Origin of the sequence: Cellulomonas endometrii, assembly GCF_949769265.1 — a bacterium.
In the GTDB taxonomy this organism is placed as follows: domain Bacteria; phylum Actinomycetota; class Actinomycetes; order Actinomycetales; family Cellulomonadaceae; genus Cellulomonas; species Cellulomonas endometrii.
The window spans coordinates 1-21315 of the sequence record NZ_CATKPC010000024.1 but is presented as its reverse complement, the minus strand read 5'-3'; the positions used below and the strand labels follow the sequence as shown (position 1 = coordinate 21315).

Below are 21315 nucleotides of genomic sequence, written 5' to 3'. Positions count from 1 at the left end.
ACAAGGCGCGCGGGCTGTCGGGCTGGTCGTCGTGGGCTACGTCGTGGCGGCCCCCTGGCGGGCGAGCGCGGCGGCGACGGCGTCGTCGACCTCGCGCTGGTGGGCGGTGCGGCGGCGACGGCGGGCGCGGACCCGCCACACCACGAGCAGGACCAGGAGGGCCACCAGGGCCAGCGCGGGCCACGGCACGGCCCAGTCGGCGGCGGTCGCGACCACCCCGGGCACCGCGGGTGCCGGCTCGGCCGCGGCGGTGGTGGTCCCGGCGGCGGCGGGCAGGGCCACGACCTCGCCGCCCAGCGCCACGCGGGCGGTGGTCCGCACGAGCGGCCACACGCCGTCGACCGTGACGGTCCGCTCGACGGAGGCGCCGGGGATCAGCTCCGGGACCTCGACCGCCGCGGCGCGGGCCCGGCCCAGGCCCATGAGCCCGGAGACCTGCACCTGCTCCGCGGGGGCGATGCGGGCGTTGCCCGTGTTCGTGACCGTGAACGTCACCGCGGCCGTGCCGGGGGTGACGGGGTTCGACCCGGCCGACCAGTCCACCCGCACGTCGCTCACCGTCAGGGCCGGCGCCAGGTCGCCGCCCACGCGGACGTGCATGCGGGAGCCGAGGCGCCGGTCGACGGACACGCCCGCCGCGTTCTCGACGAGCAGGCTGGACACGACGCCCGCGGCGTAGTCGCCGGGCTGGACGCCCTCGGGCACGGTCACGGTGAAGGGCACCTCGAGGGACTCGCCGGGCGCGACCACGACCTCGGGGGTCGCGACCTGCACCCAGGAGCCGAGCGCGGTCGACTCCTCCCCCGCCTCCAGCACGTCCAGGGTGCCGTCGGCGGTGAGGAAGCCGTCGGCCGCGTACACGTCGAGCGCGAGCGGAGCGTCGCCGCGGTTGGTCACCACCAGGGCGTCGGACAGGGTGCCGCCCGGCGCGAGCGAGTACGCGAAGTTGGGGCGCTCGGCGCCGTGCACGGTGTCGGCGGGCCGCACGCCCCAGGACACCTGCGTGGACGCGGCGGGCGGCGGCGGCAGCAGCGGCGGGGTCGGCGGGCGGCGCGGGGTCGGCGGCGGCCTGCGCCGCGGCGGCACGGCGGCCTGCGCCGCAGAAGACACGGCGGCCTGCGCGGCGGGCGCGGCCCCCAGGACGAGGGCGGCCAGCAGGCCGAGCACGGCGGGGACGCGGGTGGGGCTCACGGGACACCTCGGGACCGGGCGGGTGGGCGGGTGCGGTCGGTGGTGCCCGCCCCGCCCGCCCGGGACGAGGATCCGGGCGGGCGGGGCGGGACGGGGGTGCTAGCTGAGCGCGGTGAGCGTCAGCGTCGCGGTGTAGGTGCCCTCGGGGGCGTCGAGCGGCAGCTGCAGGTCGAGGTCCGCCCCGACGAGCGAGGAGCCGCGGGCGTGCCCGGCCTCCGCCTCGGCGAGGGTGCGGGCCACGGACAGGCCGTCGCCCTCCTCGAACCCGGACGGCACCGCCGGGCCCGCCACGGCGTCCCCGCCGTTCTCGAGGACCTCCGGGGTCCAGCCCAGGTACTTCGCCGACAGGGTGCGGTCCCCGGCGGTGAAGTCGCTGACCTGCGCGGTGATCGACCACTCGGGGTCGCCCGCCCGGGTGTCCTGCACCCGGACCGGGACGATCTCGCCCGTGGCCTGGTACCGGTCCTCGAGCTCCTGCGCGACGCCCAGGTTCACCAGGCCGGAGGTGCCCTCCAGGCTCCAGGTGAGCTCACCGGCCCGCTGCGACGGGACCGTGACGGCGAGGGCCTGGTCGCCCTCGGCCACCGCGCCCGGCACCTCGCCGGTGTGGTCGCCCTCGACGGCGCCGGCGGTGTTGCCCGGACCGAACGCCGCCGCGGGGTCGTTCTCCGCGAGCCGGATCGTGCCGAGGACCGTCGTGCCGGCCACCCGCAGGTTCGCGGTGTTGCCGGTCAGCGTCAGGTCGCCGCCCACGGTGTTGCCCCAGGTGTCGGCGGCGCCGTCGGTGGTGGCCCCGATGAGCACGTCGCGGCTGCTGCCGGTGACGGCCAGCCCGCCGCCGACGACGGCCCCGGCGACGTTCACGCCCCAGTCGGAGCCGTCGATCGCCACGTCGCCCTTGACGCCGGTCTGCAGCAGGTCGACGTAGGTCGCGGCCTGCGTGGTGACCCCGCCCGCGATGTCCGAGCCCGTGATCTCCACGTCCAGCCCGCCGGCGGCGACGCTCCCGCCGACGTGCAGGTCGTTGAGGTAGAGGAACCCGACCCGGGACCCGGAGGTGTAGGCGCTGACGTCGCCGTCGACCCGGGTGCCGTCGAGCAGCACCCCGTACGGGTCGGTCGCGACGACGTCGCCGGTGACGGTGACCGAGGTGGCGTCGAGCCAGCCGTCGGCGAGGACGGTGATGCTGCCCTCGACGGTGGCGCCGGCCAGGACGCAGGTCGCGCCGGCCGGGACCACGAGGTCGCCGGTGATGGTCTGGTCGCCCAGGTCGGCGGTGCAGTCGGTCGTCGCCGCCTGCGCCACCGTCGACCCGAGGACGACGAGCCCGAACGCGCCCACGAGCGCGGCCGGGACGGAGTACATGCGCTTCATGTCCGTGTCTCCCTTGTCTCAGCCGCGCAGGCCGGCGATGGCGTCGTAGCTGCGGTCGGCGTTGCCCAGCGAGTCCAGGGGGTTCGGCGGGACGGCCGTGGTGGCGGCGTTGTCCTGCTCGTACAGCCCGAAGTGCTGGCCGCGCGTGCGCAGCTGGGACAGGAACTGCTGGTAGGGCAGGTCGCCGGCGCCGAACTCGATGATGTCGTAGCCGTTGGCGCTGGCCCCGTTGGCCTTGCCGTCCTTGAGGTGCAGCAGCGGGTAGCGCCGCGGGTTGCGCAGGACGTAGTCGACCGGCTCGAACCCCGGGTACTTGAACTGCCCGACGTAGGCCCAGTAGATGTCCATCTCCAGGTACACCAGGTCCGGGTCGGTGTTGTCGTAGAAGACGTCGTAGAGCCGGACCGACGGGTCGACCGGGTCGAACCGGAACTCCCCGTCGTGGTTGTGCTGGTAGAGCTTCAGCCCCGCGGCCTTCACCTGGGCGCCCCAGGTGTTCCACTCCTCCGCGGCGGCCAGGTAGCCCTCCTTGGTCGCCGTGTTCGTCGGGGCGTTGCCGGTGCCGAGGTGCGGCATGCCGAGCGTGTGCGCGATGTCGATCTGGTTGGCGAGGTCCGTGCGCAGCAGCTGCGTGCTGACGTGGCTGCCCACCGCCTTGAGCCCGTTGTCGTCGAGCAGCTGCCGGATCTGCGCCGGGGTGATCGCCCCGACGTTGCCCTGCGTGTACCCGGCGAACTCGACCTCGGCGTAGCCGATGCGGCCGAGCTCCTCGAACACCGCCCGGAACCCGAGCGAGCTGACCTTGTCGCGGATCGTGAACAGCTGGATGCCGATGCGGTTGGCCGGGACCAGGCGGGTGCGCCCGGTGGTCGGTGCCGCGGCGGGCAGCGTGCCCGCGGCCCCGGCGGCGGACGTGCCGAGGGCGGTCCCGACGCCGACGGCCACCGTGGAGGCGGCGAGCGCCTTCATCAGCGACCGGCGGCTCATCGGCCGGCCGGGCAGGGAGTCGTGCTGATGCGAGTTCATGTCTCTCCTTCGAGACGGCCGGCGCCCCGGGCCGGGTCGGGTGCTGCTCACCCGACCCGGGCCGCCGGCGCGACGGTCAGCTGCGGACGGTGAGAGTGGTGCTGGTGGTGCTGCCTGCGATGCCGGCCGTGCCGCCGTAGGCGACGTCGACCTTGTAGGTGCCCTCGGGCAGGCGCCCGAGGGTGACGACGCTCGCGCCGGTGGCGTCGAGGGTCCCGGTGACCGTGGCCACCACCGCGTTGTTCCGCTTGACCGTCACGGTGACGTCCCCGCCGGGGACGACGCCGCTGGCCGCGACGACCTGCACGGTGGCCTTGGCCGCCACGGCCGGCTTCACCGGGTTCGGCGAGACCGTCGCGGTGACCGTCGACGTGGTGCGCGCGACCGTCAGCCGGACCGTGCCGGACGACGGCTTGAACACCTCGCCGCCGACGAACGACGCGGTCACCGTGTGGGTGCCCACCCCCAGCGTCGGTGCCACCGGGATCGTCGCGGTGCCGCCCGTGAGCGTGCCGCGGCCGACCTCGGTTTCCCCCACCGTGAGGACGACCTCGCCCTCCGCGGTGCGGTCCCCGGCACCCACGGTCACCGTGACCGCACCCGGGGCGCCGTACGGCACCCGCGCCGCGGCCACCGTGGCCGTGGTGGTGGTGTCGACGGTGGGCTCCTCGGGGGCGTCCAGGTCGATGGTGAACGCCACCTGCCCGACCGCGGAGACGTTGCCCCCGGTGTCGGTCGCCCGGTACCGCAGGTCGTACGTGCCGCTCTCGGAGAACGTCACGCCGTACTGCTGGTTGGCCGCCAGGTTCAGCCACGTGGCGCCGCCGTCGCGCGAGTACTGCACGCTGCCGAGCGCCCCGTCGTCCGCCGCCTGCACGGCGAAGCGGACGGGCTGGGTGTAGACGCCGCCGACGCCGGTGGGCGCCGCCGGGGCCAGGGTGTGCGCGACCGTCGGGGCGGTGACGTCCGCGACGCCGGCACCCGTCATGGTGATCGCGTCCACCGCGAGGTCGTCGCCGGAGGTCACGAACAGGTCGCCCGTGCCGTCGGGGGCGTCGAACGTGATCGCCACGTCCTTCCAGCCCGCCCCCGCCGGGATCGTCGCGGTGGCGAACGGCGCGGCGTCGGCCGCACCCCACCGCAGCTGCACCTGACCGCCGCCGTTCGCCCGGACGACCGCCCCGTCGATGCCGGAGAAGCTGACCCGGCCGAGCTTCAGGCTGTCGCCCGACCCGAGGCCGCGGACCGCGTTGCCGCCCGAAGCCGTCTCGTCGGCGAACACCGTGACGCCCTGCCGCGTGGCGTGCTCCGCCTGCTGCAGCTTCGGGTTCAGGCGGACCGTGGCCTCGCCGGTCGCCGCCGGCAGCCCGTTGGCGCCCGCGTCGCGGTAGGTCACGACGACGGCGCCGTACAGCAGCGCGCCGGGCCCGTGCTCCGGGGAGTTCGGGTCGGTGCGCCACGCGCCGGTGCAGCCGGTGCCCGAGACCTCCGGGTGGGCGTGCTCGTCGTGGCCCAGGCCGTACGTCCAGGTCACGCGCGAGCAGTCGGTGGCGGTGCCGTCCTCGGCGTCCTGCGTGGTCACCTTGAACGGGACCGCCTGGCCCCAGTCGAAGAAGCCGCCGTCGGCCGGGTAGGCCACCGTGACCTCGGGTGCCTGGTTGCCGACCGAGATCGCCTGGGAGGTCAGGGCGAACTTGCCCTCCGGGTCGGTGACCTTCAGCCGGGCCGTGTACGCCTTGAGCGCCGTGTACGTGTACGACGCCTGCGCGCCGGTGGCGTCGAACGTGCCGTCACCGTCGAAGTCCCACTGGTACGTCAGGGCGCTGCCCTCGGGGTCCGAGGAGCCCGCGGCGTCGAACGCCACCGTGAGCGGCGCGGACGAGGACGACCGCGGGGTCGCGGTGAACGCGGCCCGCGGGGACTTGTTGCCCTCGGCGTAGCTGATCCGGTGCAGCCCCGCGTCGGGGTTCGCCCGGAAGAACCCGTCCCCGTAGTCGAGCACGTACATCGACCCGTCGGGCCCGAACTCGATGTCCATCGGGTTGTCGATCGGGGGCCACCCGGGGGCCGTCGCCGCCGCGTTCGGCGTGACGTCCTCGATGTGGGTCACCTCGAACGCGTCCCAGTCCACCGTGAAGGCCGCGAGGTAGTCCTGGGAGAACTCGCCGAAGAACGCCTTGCCGTCCCAGTACTCCGGGAAGGCGTCGGGGCCGGCGCCCTCGGGGTAGTGGTAGACCGGCCCGCCCATCGGGCCCTGGCCGGTGCCGGCGCCGAACGTCACCAGCTCGTCCCACGGCTGGTCGCCGGGGTTGTCGCCGTAGTAGAGCGTGGCGGGCCGCGCCGGCGGGAGGTCCACCAGGCCGGTGTTCCACCGCGACTCGTTCTTCAGGTTCGCCGGGTCGAAGAACGCCCCGGGGGTGTTCGTCGCGAAGTCCCAGTCGTTGTACGCGAAGTTGTCGGCCGTGACGTACGGCCAGCCGGAGTTGTGCGGGTCGTCCAGGCTCGTCGCGTTCCACTCGACGAGGCCCATCGGCCCGCGGCCCGCGGTCGCGGCGGCCGCCGCCGTGGCGTCCGGGCCGTAGTCGCCCCACGTGAGGGAGTTCGTCTCCGGGTCGACGTCGAGCTTGAACGGGTTCCGCACGCCCATCACGAAGATCTCCGGGCGGGTGCCCTCCGTCCCGGGGGCGAACAGGTTGCCCTCCGGGATCGTGTACGACCCGTCCTCCTCGACGTGGATCCGCAGGATCTTGCCCCGCAGGTCGTTCGTGTTCCCCGCGCCGCGGCGCGAGTCGAAGCCGGGGTTCATACCGGGCGCGTCGTTGTTCGGCGCGAAGCCGTTCGCGCCGGGCGTGCCCGCCGGGGTGTTGTCGCCCGTCGACAGGTAGAGGTTGCCCTCGGCGTCCCAGTCGAAGTCGGCGCCGACGTGGCAGCACTGGCCGCGCTGCACCTCGACGTCGAGGATCTTCTGCTCCGAGGCGAGGTCGAGGCCCTCACCGGTCCACTGGAAGCGCGACAGCCGGTTCACGCCCTTCCACTGGTCCCAGTACGACTCGTCCTGGCCGGCCGGGAGCGTGTTGGGGGCCGACCCCGGGGGCGTGTTCCCGGGCGGGGCGTACACGAGGTACACCCAGCTGTTCTCCTCGAAGTCGGGGTCGATGCCCACCGACTGCAGGCCGTCCTCGGAGTTCGCGTACACGGGGATCGAGTTCACGATCTTCGTGACGCCCGTCGCCGGGTCCGTGAGGCGGACGTCGCCGTTGCGGGCGGTGTGGAGCACGCGCCCGTCGGGCAGCACCGCGAGGTCCAGCGGCTCGCCGACGTCCTTCGTCAGCGTGGTCTTCTCGTAGTTGCTCCAGTCGAGCGCGGCGTCCGCGCCCGGCTCGGCCCCGTGGTCCACGCCGTCGTGGCCCAGGGCCGGCCCGGCGCCCAGCGCCATGCCGGTCACGGCCAGCACTCCGGCGAGGGTGAAAGCCACCGATCTCCTGCCGCGCTGCGAGCGCGGCTGCGTACGATTCATGAGTGATGCAGCTCCTCTGGGATCTCGTCACAGAGGTCGGGTTCTCGCGTCGTCCCCACGGTGTAGGAACCCGACCTCCTCACGTGGCCGGCGTCGTTGCCGGCCGGTGGCGCAGGTCCCCACCTCCTCTCCCCCTCGAGCGGTGCACCGATCGGTGATGTCTGCGGCGGGCCGGGCCCGCGGGCGGGTGGCTACCCGAGCGGCACCCAGCGGCTGTCGTCCGCCGCGCTGCGCTCGACGGCGTCGAGCACCCGCTGCACGGCGAGCCCGTCGGCGAACGACGGCGTCGGGTCCTGCCCCGCCGCGATCGCGCCGATCAGGTCGACGACCTGGTGCGTGAAGGCGTGCTCGTAGCCGAGGCCGTGCCCGGCGGGCCACCACTGCGCGACGTACGCGTGCTGCGGCTCCGTCACCACGATCCGCCGGAACCCCGCGACGGCCGGGTCCTCGGTGGCGTCGTAGAAGTGCAGGACGTTCATGTCCTCGAAGTCGAACGACAGCGACCCGCGCTCCCCGTTGACCTCCAGGCGGATGGCGTTCTTGCGGCCCGTGGCGAACCGCGTGGCCTCGAACACCCCCAGCCCGCCGCCGGACAGGCGCGCGAGGAACACCGCGGCGTCGTCGACGGTGACGGGGCCGCGCTCCGTCCCGCCCGTGCCGTGCAGGCCCGCGAACGCGGCGGCGACGGGCCGCTCGTGCACGAAGGTCTCCAGCAGGGCCGAGACCCCGGTCAGGCGCTCGCCGGTGATGAACTGCGCGAGGTCGACGGCGTGCGAGCCGATGTCCCCCAGCGCGCCGGACCCGGCGGCCTGCTTGTCGAGCCGCCACGACAGCGGCGCGTCGGCGTCGGCGAGCCAGTCCTGCAGGTACTGCACGCGGACGTGCCGCACCGTGCCGATCCGGCCGTCCGCGACGAGCTGCCGGGCGAGCTGCACGGCCGGCACCCGCCGGTACGTGTAGCCGACCATCGACCGCACCCCGCGGGCCGCCGCCGCCTCCGCGGCCGCGACCATGGCCTCCGCCTCGGCGATCGTGTTGGCCAGCGGCTTCTCGCACAGCACGTGCTTGCCGGCCTCCAGCGCCGCGATCGCGATCTCCGCGTGCGTGTGCCCCGGCGTGCAGACGTCGACCAGGTCGACGTCGTCGCGCTGCACCAGGTCCTGCCAGGACGTGGCGGTGTCCCGCCAGCCCAGCCGGTCCGCCGCGGCCTTCACCGCCGCCGCGTCCCGCCCGCCGAGCACCCGCATCTCGGGCGTCAGCGGCAGGTCGAAGAACCGCGGGGCGGTGCGCCACGCCTGCGAGTGCGCGGCGCCCATGAAGGCGTACCCCACCATGCCCACGCCGATCGGCGCGGCCGTCGTCTCGTCGGTCACGAGACCCTCCTCGGGTGGGCGCCGCGGGGCCGGCCGGTGCACGACCGGCCCCGCGACGGCCCGGTCAGGACTCGAAGGCCGAGTCGATGTACTGGTCGACGTTGTCGGCCGTGACGACCGGGGCGTAGAGCTGGACGGTGCGCGGGACCCCCGCGGACGCCAGGTCGCTCAGCGACTTCTCGTGCGCGACCAGGCGGGCGAGCTTGATGCCGTCCGCCGCCTGCGTGGACGGGTAGACGACCGTCGCCTGGAGCACGGAGTCACCGCTCTGGATCTCCCGCATGACGTTCGCCGAGCCGGCGCCGCCCACCATGAAGAACTCGTCGCGGCCGGCGTTCTCGATGGCCGCCAGCACGCCGACGCCCTGGTCGTCGTCGTGGTTCCAGATGGCGTCGATCTGCGGGGCCGCCTGCAGCAGGTTCGCCGCCGCCTGCTCGCCGCCCTGGACGGTGAAGTCTGCGGCGACGCGGTTGTCGACGTCCAGGCCGCAGCCCTCGAGCGCGTCCGCGAAGCCCTGGCTGCGGTCCTGCGTCAGCGGCAGGGAGTCGATGCCGGCGATCTCCGCGACCACCGCGTCCGGGTTGTCGCCCAGCTGCTCGCAGATGTACGTGCCGGCCGAGACGCCCATGCCGTAGTTGTCGCCGAGCACCGTGGCGCGCGACGCGAACGGGCTGGAGAACTCCCGGTCGACGTTGATCACCGGGATGCCCGCCTCCATCGCCTGCGTGGCGACGTCGGTGAGCGCCCCGCCGTCGAACGGCAGGAGCACGATCGCGTCCACGCCGTCGTTGATGAAGCCCTCGATCTGGCTGATCTGCACGTTGACGTCGTTGGTGCCCTCGGCGACCCGGAGCTCGACGTCGTCGTAGTTCTCGGCCTCGGCCTGGGCGGCCGCGGTGATCGCGCCCATCCAGCCGTGGTCGGCCGCGGGGGCGGAGAACCCGATGACGACCGTGTCGCCGGGCTCGTCGTTGTCCGAGACGGCGACCGGGGCGGCCTCGGCGCCGCCCTCGTCCTCCTCGGTCGGCGTGTTCGAGGTGCACGCGGTGAGGAACGCGACGGACAGCACGGCGACGGACGCGAGGGTGCGGTGGCGGCGCGTGGTGCGGCTGGCGGACATGGGATCTCCTTCGACGATGTCCAGCGGGCGGAGCGGGATGGCGCGGCCGGGCGGGGGCCCGGCGCGTCGTGCGGGGTGGTGCCGTTCGGGGGTCGGACGGTCGGTGCGGCGGTCTACGTCGACCGCGGGTTCCGGGTGGTGAAGCGCTGCTGCAGGAGGACGGCGACCACGATGATCGCGCCCTTCGTGATCTGCTGGACCGACGAGTCGAGGTTGTTCTGGATGAACAGGTTCGTCAGCGTCGCGAAGATGAGGACGCCGAGCACGGTGCCGACGATCGTGCCGCGGCCACCGGACAGGAGCGTCCCGCCGACGACCACCGCGGCGATCGCGTCCAGCTCGTAGTACAGGCCGTTCGTCGACGAGCCGGCGCCGGTGCGGGCCAGCATCATCACCGCGGCGATGCCGGCGGCGAGGCCGGCCAGCGCGTAGAGGTACATCGTGTGCCGCTTGACCGCGATGCCCGCCAGGCGGGCCGCCTCGGGGTTGCCGCCGACCGCGACGGTCCGGCGCCCGAACGTCGTGCGGTTCAGCAGGAACCAGCCGGCGACCGCGACGACCGCGAAGATCCACACGATCTTCGGCACGCCGAGCAGGTCGCCCTTGAAGGTGTCCTCGAACCCCTGCACCCGGACCAGCTGCGTGCGGCGCTGGGCGATCAGCTCGGCGAGGCCGCGGGCGGCGACCAGCATCGCCAGCGTCGCGATGAACGCCACCACCCGTCCGTACGCGATGAGGACGCCGTTGATGAGGCCGGCGCCCGTGCCGACCGCCAGCGCGCAGACGACCATGACGACCCAGCCGTACTGCTGCGTCGCGAGCGTCGTCGCCCACACCGACGCGAGGCCGAGGACCGAGCCGACCGACAGGTCGATGCCGCCCGCCGTGATGACGAACGTCATCCCGATGCTCAGCACGCCGATGATGGACGCGAGGCTGAGGATCACCAGGAGGTTGTCGATGCTGGCGAACCGGCTGCCGGCCGTGATGTAGCCGACCAGGACGATGAGGCCCAGGGCGATGACCAGGCCGAGGGTGCGGGCCGCGCCGCCGCGGCCCGGCCGGCGGCGGCGCGGCCCGCACCCTCCCGGGCGACGCGCTCGACGCGGTCGGACTCGTCCGCGGACGGGGGACGGGGGTGGCGCCGGCGCTGCCGGCGGGCGCGGTGGGCCCGGCCGGGGCCCCGGGCGTGCCCGGGGGCTGGGCGGAGAGCTGGTGCTCGCTCACGCGGCACTTCCTTCCATGACGAAGTCGAGCACGGCGTGCTCGTCGATGGCGGTGGCGGGGCCCTCGTGCACGACCCGGCCCTCGGAGACGACCAGCACCCGGTCGGCCAGACCGAGCACCTCGGGGATCTCGCTGGACACGACCACGACGGCCGCGCCCGAGTCGGCGAGCCGGCGCACCAGGGCGTAGATCTCGGCGCGCGCGCCGACGTCCACACCGCGGGTCGGCTCGTCCAGCAGCAGGACCCGGCAGCCGTGCACCAGCCAGCGGGCGAGCATCGCCTTCTGCTGGTTGCCGCCCGACAGCGTCCGCATCGCGCGCTCGACCCCGGCCGGGCGCAGGTCGAGCGCCTCCGCCTGCTCGAGGGCGACCCGGCGCTCCGCGCGCTCGTCGAGGAAGCCGGCCTTCGCGAACCGCTCGAACGTCGACAGCGTGATGTTCCGGTAGACCGGCTCCTCGAGCAGCAGGCCCTGGGCCTTGCGCTCCTCGGGCGCGAGGCCGATGCCCGCGCGCACGGCCGCCGTCACCTCGCCCGGCCGCAGCCGCTTGCCGGCGACCGCGACGGTGCCGGCCGAGGCGCGTCGGGCGCCGTAGACGGTCTCGAGGATCTCGGACCGCCCGGAGCCGACCAGGCCCGCGAGCCCGACGATCTCGCCGGCCCGCACCTGGAACGACACGTCCGCGAACGACCCGCGCAGCGCCAGCCCCTGCACGTCGAGCACCACGGGGGCGTCCGCCGGGACGCCGGTCGCCTCCGGGAACGCGTACTCCACGGAGCGACCGGTCATCAGCCGGATCAGCTCGCGGGTCGGCGTGTCGCGGGCCGGCAGGTCGCGGGCGACCGTGCGGCCGTCCTTGAGCACGGTGATCCGGTCGCCGATGGCCCGGATCTCCTCCATGCGGTGCGAGATGTAGACGATCGCCACGCCCTGCGAGGTGAGCTCGTGCACCACCCGGAACAGGTTCTGCACCTCGTCGGAGTCGAGCACCGCGGACGGCTCGTCCATGACGATGACGCGGGCGTCGTGCGACAGCGCGCGGGCCATCGACACGATCTGCTGCGCGGCGGCGGGCAGCGTGCCGACCTCGCGCCCCGGGGAGATCTCCGGGTGGCCGAGGCGGGCGAGGATCTCGCGGGTGCGCCGGCGGACCTCGCCGCGCCGGGACACCCCGGCCGTGGCGAGCTCGTGGCCCAGGTAGACGTTCTCCGCGACGGTCAGGCCGCCGACCACGTCGAGCTCCTGGTACATCGTCGCGATGCCGAGCCGGAGCGCGGCGACCGGGTGCGGGATCGTCACGGGCTCGCCGTCGACGAGCACCGTGCCCTCGGTCGGCTGGTGGGCGCCGGCGAGCACCTTGATGAGCGTCGACTTGCCCGCGCCGTTCTGGCCGAGCAGGCAGTGCACCTCGCCGGGCAGGACGTCGAGGTCGACGCCGTCGAGGGCTCGGGCTCCGGGGAACTGCTTGACGATGCCGCGCATCTCGAGCAGCGGCTGCTGCGGGGGGTCCACGTTGACCATGCGGCGAACGTAGACCGGACTTTCGTCGGGCGTCAATCATAAGTTCGTCCCAGTTTGTCGGAGTTACCGAAGCGTGACCGACACAAGTCCCCGTACTTTTCTGGTTCACTGGCGGGCATGCAGGACGTGGTCAGGCTCCCCCAGCGGCACGCCGGCGCCGGCGAGCTGTTCCAGCTGCTGCGCGACGGGCGCCCGCGCACCCGCGCCGACCTCGCCGCCGTGACCGGCCAGGCGAGGTCCACCATCACCACGCGCGTCGACCAGCTCATGGCCGCGGGCCTGATCGAGCCGGCCGGCGAGGCGTCCTCGACCGGCGGCCGACCGCCCACCACGTTCGCGTTCCGGCCGACCGCCCGCCTGGTCCTCGCCGTCGACCTGGGCGCGACCCACGCCCGCCTGGCGGTCACGGACCTGGCGTCCACGATCCTGGCCGAGGCCGAGGAGCCGCTCTCGATCGCCGCCGGACCCGACACCGTCCTGGCGTGGGTGGTCGATCAGGGCCGCAAGCTCCTGGCCGAGACCGGCCGCGACCCCGGCGACCTCGCCGGCGTGGGGGTCGGCCTGCCCGGCCCCGTCGAGCACTCCACCGGCCGGCCGATCAACCCGCCGATCATGCCCGCCTGGGACGACGTCGACGTCCGCGGCATCCTGTCCCGCGCGCTGGGCGCCGACGTGCAGGTCGACAACGACGTCAACCTCATGGCCCTCGGCGAGCACCGCACCGCCTGGCCGGACGTGGACGACATGCTGTTCGTCAAGGTCGCCACCGGCATCGGCTCGGGCATCATCTCCGACGGCCGGCTGCGCCGGGGCGCGCAGGGTGCGGCCGGGGACATCGGCCACATCGCCGTCCCCGGCGCCGAGGACGTGCCGTGCCGGTGCGGCAACCTCGGGTGCCTCGAGGCCGTCGCCAGCGGCCGCGCGCTCGCCGACGGCTTGTCCGCCCAGGGCCTGACCGCCCGCGACGGCGCCGACGTCGTGGCGCTCGTGCGCGCCGGCGACCTCGCGGCCGGGCGCGCCGTCCGGCAGGCGGGCCGGGAGATCGGCTCGGTGCTCGCCGCCTGCGTCAGCCTGCTCAACCCCTCGCTCGTCGTGATCGGCGGCGTCGTGGCCGAGGCCGGCGAGCACCTGATCGCCGGCATCCGCGAGGTCGTGTACCAGCGGTCCCTGCCGCTGGCGACGCAGCACCTGCGCATCGTCACCTCGCAGGCGCGCTCGCAGGTCGGCATCCTCGGCGCGAGCGCGATGGCCGTGGACCACGTGCTCTCGCCGGCCGCGATCGACGCGCTGCTGGACGCGCGGACGACCTGACCCGCCCGGTCCGTCGCCCGGCCGCGAGGTCGTCACACGCGCACGAGGTCGTCCCGCAGGACTGACGACCTCGTGCAGGACTGACGACCTCGCGGCGCCGCGGTGCTGACGGCGCGGCGCCGACGCCGCGGGTCAGACCAGCCGCGCGCAGACGGCCAGCAGGCGGGTGCGGAGCGCCTGCGACCGGGCGGCGAAGGCGCGCTGGCGGCGCACGTACTCCGCCTTGCCCTCGGGGGTCTCGATGGCGATGGGCTCGAGGCCGTAGGTCGTGACGTCGTACGGCGACGCCTGCATGTCCACCACGCGGATCTCCCGCGCGAGCTCGAACGTGTCGAGCAGCAGGTCCCCGGGCACGGCGGGCCCGAGCTTGAGCGCCCACTTGTACAGGTCCATGTTCGCGTGCAGGCAGCCGGGCTGCTCCATCGCGACCTGGGTGTCCCTTGTGGGCTGCAGCGTGTTCAGCGGCACCGCGTCGGGCGTGAAGAACCGGAACGCGTCGATGTGGGTGCAGCGGATCCGGTGCCGCTCGACCACCGCGTCCGTCGCCGCGCCGCCGAGCCGCAGCGGCAGCCGGTGCCGGTGCTCGCCGTCGCCCTCGCGGTACACCATCGCCCACTCGTGCAGGCCGAAGCACCCGGTCGCCGCGGGGCGCGCCGCCGTGGCGGACAGCAGGCCCTGGACGTAGCGCGCGGTGCTCCCCCGGTCCGCGAGGAACGCCGGCACGTCGAGCGTGACGGTGCCGTCGGCGGCGGTGCGGTACCAGCGCCAGGCGGCGTGCGGCGGCGGCTCGGCCCCGGGCGCGAGGGCGGCACCGGCGCCGGGGTGCCACCGCCGGAGCTGCGCGGGCTTGGCCGGGTAGTACTCGAACAGGAAGTCCTCGACCGCGTGCCGCTCGCCGCGGGCCCGGCGTTCCCGGTGCCCCGTGGTGAGCGCGTCCGCGCGCGCGGCGTGCTCGGCCGACCGCGCCTGCCACGTCGCCTCGTCCAGCAGCACCGGCGCGCCGGGGGGCGCGGGCGGGCTCGGCACGGTGACGGTCACGGGGTCCAGCGTAGGAGGCGCCGGCGCGACAGCCGGCGCTCCGCCCGCGACGCGGACGGACCGGGGACCGTCAGCACGGCGAGGCACACGACGACCAGCGCCACCCCGCCCCACCCGACGGCCGGCAGCCCCTCCCCCACGACCGCGACGGCCAGCACCGCCGCGACCGCGGGCTCCAGCAGGGTGAGCGTGGTGGCGGTGCTGACGGGGATCCGGGCGAGCCCCCAGCCGAACAGCACGTACCCGGTGAACATCGGGACCAGCGCCATGTACCCGCCCACCGCGGCGTTCCCCCAGGACGCGAGCAGCGGCGCGCCCGTGGCCGCGAGCACCGGCAGGAGCAGGAGCCCGCCGACCCCGAACACGGCGCCCATCGCGGCGCGCGACGGCACGCCCCCGAGCATCAGCCGGTGCGCGGCCCAGGAGTACAGGGCGTACGTCGCGCCCGCCACGAGCCCGAGGGCGACCCCGGCGCCAACAGCCGAACCCGAACCGGCACCCGGCCCCGACGCCGGGCCCCCGAGGGCCTGCGCCCCGCACAGCAGCACGATGCCCGCCACGCCGACCGCGGCCGCGGCGGCCCACCGCCGGGACAGCCGCCGCCGGTCGACCACCCGCTCGATGATCGCCGACGCCAGCGGCGCGGACCCGAGCGAGACGACGGTGCCGACGGCGACCCCGGCGAGGTGCATCGACGTGTAGAACGCCAGCGGGTACACCGCGACGGCCACCGCCCCGAGCAGGACGAGCCGCCACCGGGACGCCAGGGCGGCGCGGTGCCGGGCGATCGCCCGGTGCGCGGTCCCCGCCTGGAGCAGTCCCCCGACGCCCATCGCGGCCGCGCCGATCGCGAGCGGTCCGACCTCGGGGGCGAACGTGGCGGCGGTGCCGGTCGTGCCCCAGAGCACGGACGCCGCGAGCACCGCGGCCGTCCCCGCGGCGACGGCGCGCTCCGGGCGCGTCGGGTGCGGTCGCCCCGGCCCCCCCGCCACGGTCGTGGCCGTCGCGCTCGCCGTGCTGGTCGCCGTGCTGGTCGCCGGGGACGGCGCCGTCATGCCGCGGCCAGCAGGTCCGCCGCGAGGTCGCGCGCGCGGCGCAGCCGCCGGTCGTCCCCCTCGAGCCCGGCGCGCGCCATGGACCCCTCCAGCAGGAAGGCCAGGTGCTCGGCGAGCTCGGCCACGCGCGCGGGGTCGTCCGGCAGCAGCTCCCGCAGGTGCCCGGCCACCAGGCCCTCGACCTCCTCCTTGTGCGCCCGGACGACGGCGCGCCCGGGGTCGCCGGCCGGCAGCTCCGCGGCGGCGTTGAGCAGGCCGCACCCCCGGAACCCGTGCGCGTACCCGGCGTTGGCGTGGTCGGCGTAGGCGTCGAACACGGCGAGCACCCGCCGGCGGGGGTCGGCCCCCGCGGCGGCGAGCCGGGCCGCGTACAGGTCCAGCCACTCGGCGTGCCGCGCCACCAGGTACGCGGCGACGAGGTCCGCCTTGGAGGCGAAGTTGTTGTAGAGGCTCATCTTCGCGACGCCGGCGTCGGCGGTGATGGTGTCGATCCCGGTCGCGGCGATGCCGTCGGCGTAGAACCGGTCCGCGGCGGCGGCGAGCAGCCGCTCGCGCGCGGGACGCCGGCGAGCAGCGCTCGTCGTCCCCGCCGTCGTCGTCGGACCCGCCGCCGTCGTCATCCCCGGCATCCTGCGCCCCCTGACTAGGTAGACCTGTCTACCCAACTGCGCCGATCGTCACACGGCGTCGGCGTAGCTGTCCACCACCGAGACGTCGAGCGCGAAGTCCACCGGCGTGGGCCCGAACAGCAGCCGGCCGGCCTCGACCGCCGCCTCCCGCACGGCCGTCGCGACGTCCTCGGCGACCTCCGCGGGGGCGTGCACCACGATCTCGTCGTGCAGGAAGAACACGAGGTGCGGCCGGCCGGGCATGCCCGCCACGCGCTGGCGCAGGACGGCCATCCAGCACAGCGCCCACTCGGCCGCCGTGCCCTGCACGACGAAGTTCCGGGTGAACCGGCCCCAGTCGCGCGAGCGCCGGCGCGCCGCCCGCACGTCCTCGGGCGCGGCCCCCTCCGCCGAGGCGGCCTGCCGCTCGGCGAGCCACGCGCCGCTCGGCAGCGGGGAGGACCGCCCGAGCCACGTGGTGACCTGCTCGCCGCGCTCCCCCGCGCGCGCGGCCTCCTCGACCAGCGCGACCGCCCGCGGGTACGCCCGCGCGAGCTGCGGCATCAGCACCGCGCTCGCGCCGGTGGTGGCCCCGTAGATCGCGCCGAGCATGGCGTACTTGGCCTGCTTGCGGTCCGCGACGATGCCCGCCTCGACCACCCCCGCGTACAGGTCGGCGTGCCGCCCCGCCGCGGCCATCGCGCCGTCGCCGGACATCGCGGCGAGCACGCGCGGCTCGAGCTGGGCGGCGTCCGCCACGACGAACCGCCAGCCCGGGTCGGACCGCACGGCGTCGCGGATGACCGCGGGCAGCTGGAGCGCGCCCCCGCCGCTGCTGGCCCACCGCCCGGTGACGACCCCGCCGGGGACGTAGTCGGGCCGGAACCGGCCGTCGTGCACCCACCGGTCCAGCCAGGCCCAGCCGTTCGCGGACAGCAGCCGGGCGAGCTTCTTGTACTCCAGCAGCGGCTCGCGCACCGGGTGGTCGAGCGCCCGGATCTCGGCCGTGCGCGTCGACGGCACGTCCAGCCCCGCGGCCCGCAGGGCGCGCAGCAGCTCGGGCTGGGAGTCGGGGTTCAGGCCGGGCCGGTCGAGCGCCGCGCCAACCCGCTCCGCCAGCGCCGCCAGCCGCTCCGGCCGGGCGCCCTCGTGCGGCCGCGGTCCCAGCAGCCCGGCGAGCAGCGCGTCGTGCACGTCCGCCCGGAACGGCAGGCCGTCGTGCCGCATCTCGGCGGCGATCAGCGCGCCGGTGGACTCGGCCGCCAGCAGCAGCCGCAGCCGCCCGTCGTCCCCGGCCTCGGTCAGGCTCACGAGCTGGCGCCGGAGCTCGGCCGGCACGTCGGGGGCGGCGTCCGGCACGGCCGTCGGCAGGGCGTCGAACAGGCTCGGCTCGTCCGGCTCGTGCGGGCCGGTCCCGCCCGCCGCGGCGGCCCGGTCCCACGGCCCCTCGGCGGCGCGGGCGACGGCGGTCCCGGCGCACCGGGTGCTGCGCCGCAGGATCGTGTGGCACAGCCGCAGGTCGTGCGCGCGCTCCACGCGCACCCCGGCGGCGAGCAGGTCCGGGTACCAGTGCTCGGTGTCGTCCCACACCCAGCGCGCCCCGCCGGCGGCCTCCCGCGCCGCGACGGCGGCGGCCAGGTCGGCACCGGCGACGCGGGCCGGCGGCGCGACCTCGCCGGCCTCGGCGGCGGCGACGTCCCTGACCTCGCGCAGCACGGCACCGCCGGGTCGGTCCGGGTCGACGGCGACGAGGACGAGCGGCACGCCGTCCATTCTCCCAGCCGGGTCCGACACCGCGGCACCGCACGTCCTACGCTGGGCCGATGACCGAGCAGGCGAACACCCCCGCGGCCCTCCCCGAGCAGGAGACCATCCTGCTCGCGGCGTTCGAGGGCTGGAACGACGCGGGGTCGGCCGCCAGCCAGGCGCTCGAGCACCTGCACGAGGTCTGGGGCGCGGAGCAGGTCGACGAGCTCGACCCCGAGGAGTACCACGACTTCCAGGTCAACCGCCCCGTGATCGGCGCCGGCGAGGACGGCCGCCGCGAGATCACCTGGCCGACCACCGCGGTGGCCGTGGCCACGACGCCGCGCGCCGGCCGCAAGGTGGTGCTGGTCCACGGCATCGAGCCGTCGATGCGCTGGCGCCGGTACTGCGGCGAGCTGCTCGACATCGCACAGGGCCTGCGGGTCGGCACGGTCATCACCCTGGGCGCGCTGCTCGCGGACGTCCCGCACACGCGCCCCATCCCCGTGACGGCGACCAGCGAGGAGGCCGACGTCCGGGAGGCGCTCGACGTCGAGGCCAACTCCTACGAGGGCCCCACCGGCATCGTCGGCGTGCTGCAGCACGAGGCCGCCGCGCGCGGCATGAAGACCGTCTCCCTGTGGGCCGCGGTGCCGCACTACGTCGCGCACCCGCCGTCGCCGAAGGCCACGCTCGCGCTGCTGCACCGCATCGAGCAGCTGACCGGCGAGCCGATCCCCCTGGGCGACCTGCCCGAGGACGCGGCGGCGTGGCAGGACGGCGTGGACGAGCTCGCCAGCGAGGACACCGAGATCGCGGAGTACGTCCACCAGCTCGAGGAGGCGAAGGACACCGCCGAGCTCCCGGAGGCGAGCGGCGAGGCGATCGCGCAGGAGTTCGAGCGCTACCTGCGCCGCCGGGACAAGGGCATCGGCGGCTGAGCCCCTGCGGGGCGCCGACGCCTCCACCGACATGGCGCGAGCACTCAGCCGACAACTCGCCGCCCGATGAGCATGCACACGACGTCCATGTCGTCGTCCGGGGCGGTCCTGTTGCGACGCACGAAGCCGCACGCCCGGCAACGGAGCACCACCATCAAGCCTTTCCGACCGGTATGCACGATGCCGACGGGCTCCATCAGTCCTCCGCACCGCGAACTGCGGTCCCCGGGCGTCGAGCCGTCCACATGGAGCGAGAACAAGCACCGGTTGCAGTGATTTCGATAGCTGCCGAGCGGGTGCGGGACGACAGCGGCCGCGCAGTTCACGCAGTCGAACGCGGTGTTCTCAGTCGACCTCGACACGGAACCCCCCGACGTCGGGATCGCCGCGGGTCGCGAACCAAAGGGATCCCGCGATCATGCCGAGAGCCGCGCCGAGAAGAACGACTCGAGGCGACATGACGGCGGTTGCCGCGACGCCGAGTCCCATCCCGCCCCGCGAGCGGCGTCGAGAACGCCTCAAGGATCCGCAGGTCGCTTTCACGCGTGCGTCCACCGTCTACACCAGGTGGATCCCGGCTCAGAAGTGGACGGGTTCAGGCGGTGAGGACCGACGAACGTCGATGTCGCCGGGGTCCTCGATCGGTCGGACGGCGTTGTCCTCGATCGACCCCTCCAGGGTCAAGGTCTTGCGCTTGCTCACGGCACGCTCCGATCACTCCACCTGAATCAGGTTTTGTGCAGCGGCTCGTGGCCTAGTGAACCGGGGCATCGCAGGTGCGCCGCGGACGAAGGTCCCACACTGGTCAGGGACGTCCGTACTCGCACGAGCGGCGGCTCCTCGCCCGGTGGTGGCCCGCGAGGTGCTTCACGCGCCGCGCGCCGCTGGTCGTGCGAGTGCACGAGCGCGAAGCGGGTGGCGACCCGCTTCGACCGCGCCGATGCGCTAGAGCCGCACCCCGAGCAGCGCGTTCACCGCGCGGGCGACGACGCCGGGGGCACCGACCTCTGTCTCGTCCCCGGCCAGCGACCGCTCGGCCCACGCGTCGACCGCCCGCAACGCCCGCGGCGCGTCCAGGTCGGTCGCGACGGCGTCCCGGATCTCCGCCAGGGTCGCCTCGGTGGCCGGCCCGCCGTTGCCGGACACGGCCGCGCGCCAGCGCTCGAGCCGGGCCTGCGCGGTGCGCAGGACCTCGTCGGTCCACTCCCAGTCGGCCGCGTAGTGGTGGTCGAGGATCGCGAGCCGCACGGCCATGGCGTCGATGCCCTGCTCGCGCAACCGGGAGACGAGCACGAGGTTGCCGAGCGACTTGCTCATCTTCTGCCCGTGCAGCCCGACCATGCCGGTGTGCACGTGGGTGCGCGCTCCGTGCCCGCCGCCGAGCAGCCGCGCGTGCGACGTGCTCATCTCGTGGTGCGGGAACCGCAGGTCGGACCCGCCGCCCTGCACGTCGAACGGGAGGCCGATGCCGTCGCGGGCGATCACGGCGCACTCGATGTGCCAGCCGGGGCGCCCGGGGCCGAGGTCGTTGCCGTCCCAGGACGGTTCGCCGGGGCGGGCCGCGCGCCACAGCAGCGGGTCCAGCGGGTCGCGCTTGCCGGGCCGGGCCGGGTCGCCGCCGCGCTCCGCGAACAGGTCCACCATCTCGGGGCGGGTCAGGCGGGCGACCTCGCCGAAGCCGGGGTCGGCGGACAGGTCGGCGTACACGTCGCCGGTGCCGGCCCCGTGGGTGTCGGGCACGCCGACGACGTACGCGGCGCCGGCGGCGAGCATCGCCTCGACGGCCTTCACGACGTCGGGCACGGACTCGACCGCGCCGGTGTAGACGTCCGGCGGCACGACCCCGAGCGCGGTCATGTCCTCCAGGTAGAGCGCCGTCTGGTCGGCGGCGAGCTCCCGCCAGTCCACCCCGGTCGCCTCGGCGCGCTCCAGCAGCGGGTCGTCGACGTCGGTGACGTTGGACGCGTACCGCACGCGCTTGCCCTCGTCGAGCCAGCCGCGGACCAGCAGGTCGAACGCGACGTACGTGGCGGCGTGCCCCATGTGGGTGGCGTCGTACGGGGTGATGCCGCAGACGTAGACCGTCGCGTCCGGGCCCGGTGCGGCGACGACGAGCTCACCGGTCGACGTGTCCCGGACCCGCACGGGGCCTCCCTGGCCGGGGAGCTGCGGGATCTGCGGGGCGGGCCAGGTGAGCACGGCGTCGAGCGTAGCCGCTGCCCGTGGGCCGGGCGCGCGCCGCCCACCCCACGTGACGGACCCCACGCC

At 75.0% G+C, this 21315-nt stretch carries 17 protein-coding genes; 2 read left to right on the top strand and 15 right to left on the bottom strand.

Annotation, left to right across the window (positions count from 1 at the left end):
* Positions 1 to 36 precede the first annotated feature (36 nt).
* From QNH85_RS18205 to QNH85_RS18170, 8 genes are all read right to left on the bottom strand, one after another.
* Entirely contained in the window at positions 37 to 1191 is a 1155-nt protein-coding gene (locus tag QNH85_RS18205) for a DUF916 domain-containing protein (RefSeq protein ID WP_282948681.1), read from the bottom strand.
* Between the two features lie 99 nt (positions 1192 to 1290).
* On the bottom strand, positions 1291 to 2565 hold the full coding sequence (locus tag QNH85_RS18200; protein WP_282948680.1) for a hypothetical protein: 1275 nt from the start codon (positions 2563 to 2565) through the stop codon (positions 1291 to 1293).
* Between the two features lie 18 nt (positions 2566 to 2583).
* A complete protein-coding gene (locus QNH85_RS18195) occupies positions 2584 to 3591 on the bottom strand; it encodes a sugar phosphate isomerase/epimerase family protein (RefSeq protein WP_282948678.1) in 1008 nt (335 codons plus the stop codon).
* A 76-nt stretch (positions 3592 to 3667) separates the two neighbouring features.
* On the bottom strand, positions 3668 to 7066 hold the full coding sequence (locus tag QNH85_RS18190; RefSeq protein ID WP_282948677.1) for a PQQ-dependent sugar dehydrogenase: 3399 nt from the start codon (positions 7064 to 7066) through the stop codon (positions 3668 to 3670).
* 233 nt (positions 7067 to 7299) lie between these two features.
* On the bottom strand, positions 7300 to 8442 hold the full coding sequence (locus QNH85_RS18185; protein WP_282948725.1) for a Gfo/Idh/MocA family protein: 1143 nt from the start codon (positions 8440 to 8442) through the stop codon (positions 7300 to 7302).
* 103 nt (positions 8443 to 8545) lie between these two features.
* On the bottom strand, positions 8546 to 9601 hold the full coding sequence (locus QNH85_RS18180; protein WP_282948676.1) for a substrate-binding domain-containing protein: 1056 nt from the start codon (positions 9599 to 9601) through the stop codon (positions 8546 to 8548).
* Between the two features lie 113 nt (positions 9602 to 9714).
* Positions 9715 to 10548, bottom strand: a complete 834-nt coding sequence (locus tag QNH85_RS18175; protein ID WP_428830434.1) for an ABC transporter permease — start codon at positions 10546 to 10548, stop codon at positions 9715 to 9717.
* Between the two features lie 276 nt (positions 10549 to 10824).
* Complete coding sequence (locus QNH85_RS18170) at positions 10825 to 12348, bottom strand: sugar ABC transporter ATP-binding protein (protein WP_282948675.1); 1524 nt, start codon at positions 12346 to 12348, stop codon at positions 10825 to 10827.
* 117 nt (positions 12349 to 12465) lie between these two features.
* Here QNH85_RS18170 and QNH85_RS18165 point away from each other — a divergent pair, with 117 nt between their 5' ends.
* Complete coding sequence (locus QNH85_RS18165; RefSeq protein WP_282948674.1) at positions 12466 to 13659, top strand: ROK family transcriptional regulator; 1194 nt, start codon at positions 12466 to 12468, stop codon at positions 13657 to 13659.
* A 132-nt stretch (positions 13660 to 13791) separates the two neighbouring features.
* Here QNH85_RS18165 and QNH85_RS18160 read toward each other — a convergent pair whose 3' ends face one another.
* Genes QNH85_RS18160 through QNH85_RS18145 form a run of 4 tightly spaced genes read right to left on the bottom strand, consistent with a single transcriptional unit; the run spans position 13792 to position 18133 of the window.
* Complete coding sequence (locus QNH85_RS18160; RefSeq protein ID WP_282948673.1) at positions 13792 to 14697, bottom strand: 3-methyladenine DNA glycosylase; 906 nt, start codon at positions 14695 to 14697, stop codon at positions 13792 to 13794.
* Positions 14694 to 15752 (bottom strand): DMT family transporter, encoded by a 1059-nt coding sequence (locus QNH85_RS18155; RefSeq protein WP_282948671.1) that lies wholly within the window; start codon positions 15750 to 15752, stop codon positions 14694 to 14696. The genes QNH85_RS18160 and QNH85_RS18155 overlap by 4 nt, the downstream gene beginning before the upstream one ends.
* Positions 15749 to 16372, bottom strand: coding sequence for a TetR/AcrR family transcriptional regulator (locus QNH85_RS18150; RefSeq protein ID WP_282948670.1), 624 nt, complete (start codon positions 16370 to 16372; stop codon positions 15749 to 15751). The genes QNH85_RS18155 and QNH85_RS18150 overlap by 4 nt, the downstream gene beginning before the upstream one ends.
* Before the next feature lie 57 nt (positions 16373 to 16429).
* Positions 16430 to 18133, bottom strand: coding sequence for a bifunctional 3'-5' exonuclease/DNA polymerase (locus QNH85_RS18145; protein ID WP_282948721.1), 1704 nt, complete (start codon positions 18131 to 18133; stop codon positions 16430 to 16432).
* Positions 18134 to 18183: 50 nt separating this feature from the next.
* On the opposite strand from QNH85_RS18145, the gene QNH85_RS18140 reads away from it, so the two are divergent.
* The gene (locus QNH85_RS18140) at positions 18184 to 19047 is read left to right on the top strand and encodes a PAC2 family protein (RefSeq protein ID WP_213283212.1); all 864 of its coding nucleotides are present in this window, start codon (positions 18184 to 18186) and stop codon (positions 19045 to 19047) included.
* 44 nt (positions 19048 to 19091) lie between these two features.
* Here the strand turns inward: QNH85_RS18140 and QNH85_RS20070 are convergent, their stop codons facing one another.
* The 3 genes from QNH85_RS20070 to mshC form a co-directional block, all read right to left on the bottom strand.
* Positions 19092 to 19409, bottom strand: coding sequence for an RNHCP domain-containing protein (locus QNH85_RS20070; protein WP_428830433.1), 318 nt, complete (start codon positions 19407 to 19409; stop codon positions 19092 to 19094).
* Between the two features lie 217 nt (positions 19410 to 19626).
* The gene (locus QNH85_RS18135) at positions 19627 to 19749 is read right to left on the bottom strand and encodes a hypothetical protein (protein WP_282948669.1); all 123 of its coding nucleotides are present in this window, start codon (positions 19747 to 19749) and stop codon (positions 19627 to 19629) included.
* A gap of 243 nt (positions 19750 to 19992) precedes the next feature.
* The gene (gene mshC, locus QNH85_RS18130) at positions 19993 to 21246 is read right to left on the bottom strand and encodes a cysteine--1-D-myo-inosityl 2-amino-2-deoxy-alpha-D-glucopyranoside ligase (protein WP_282948668.1); all 1254 of its coding nucleotides are present in this window, start codon (positions 21244 to 21246) and stop codon (positions 19993 to 19995) included.
* Positions 21247 to 21315: the final 69 nt, after the last annotated feature.

What these genes read in the sequence shown, in the direction of transcription:
- QNH85_RS18200 (WP_282948680.1), bottom strand. Translation starts at nt 2,565, where the DNA reads ATGAAGCGCATGTACTCCGTCCCGGCCGCGCTCGTGGGCGCGTTCGGG.
- QNH85_RS18195 (WP_282948678.1), bottom strand. Translation starts at nt 3,591, where the DNA reads ATGAACTCGCATCAGCACGACTCCCTGCCCGGCCGGCCGATGAGCCGC.
- QNH85_RS18185 (WP_282948725.1), bottom strand. Translation starts at nt 8,442, where the DNA reads ATGGTGGGGTACGCCTTCATGGGCGCCGCGCACTCGCAGGCGTGGCGC.
- QNH85_RS18180 (WP_282948676.1), bottom strand. Translation starts at nt 9,601, where the DNA reads ATGTCCGCCAGCCGCACCACGCGCCGCCACCGCACCCTCGCGTCCGTC.
- QNH85_RS18170 (WP_282948675.1), bottom strand. Translation starts at nt 12,348, where the DNA reads ATGGTCAACGTGGACCCCCCGCAGCAGCCGCTGCTCGAGATGCGCGGC.
- QNH85_RS18165 (WP_282948674.1), top strand. Translation starts at nt 12,466, where the DNA reads ATGCAGGACGTGGTCAGGCTCCCCCAGCGGCACGCCGGCGCCGGCGAG.
- QNH85_RS18155 (WP_282948671.1), bottom strand. Translation starts at nt 15,752, where the DNA reads ATGACGGCGCCGTCCCCGGCGACCAGCACGGCGACCAGCACGGCGAGC.
- QNH85_RS18150 (WP_282948670.1), bottom strand. Translation starts at nt 16,372, where the DNA reads ATGACGACGGCGGCGGGTCCGACGACGACGGCGGGGACGACGAGCGCT.
- QNH85_RS18145 (WP_282948721.1), bottom strand. Translation starts at nt 18,133, where the DNA reads ATGGACGGCGTGCCGCTCGTCCTCGTCGCCGTCGACCCGGACCGACCC.
- QNH85_RS18140 (WP_213283212.1), top strand. Translation starts at nt 18,184, where the DNA reads ATGACCGAGCAGGCGAACACCCCCGCGGCCCTCCCCGAGCAGGAGACC.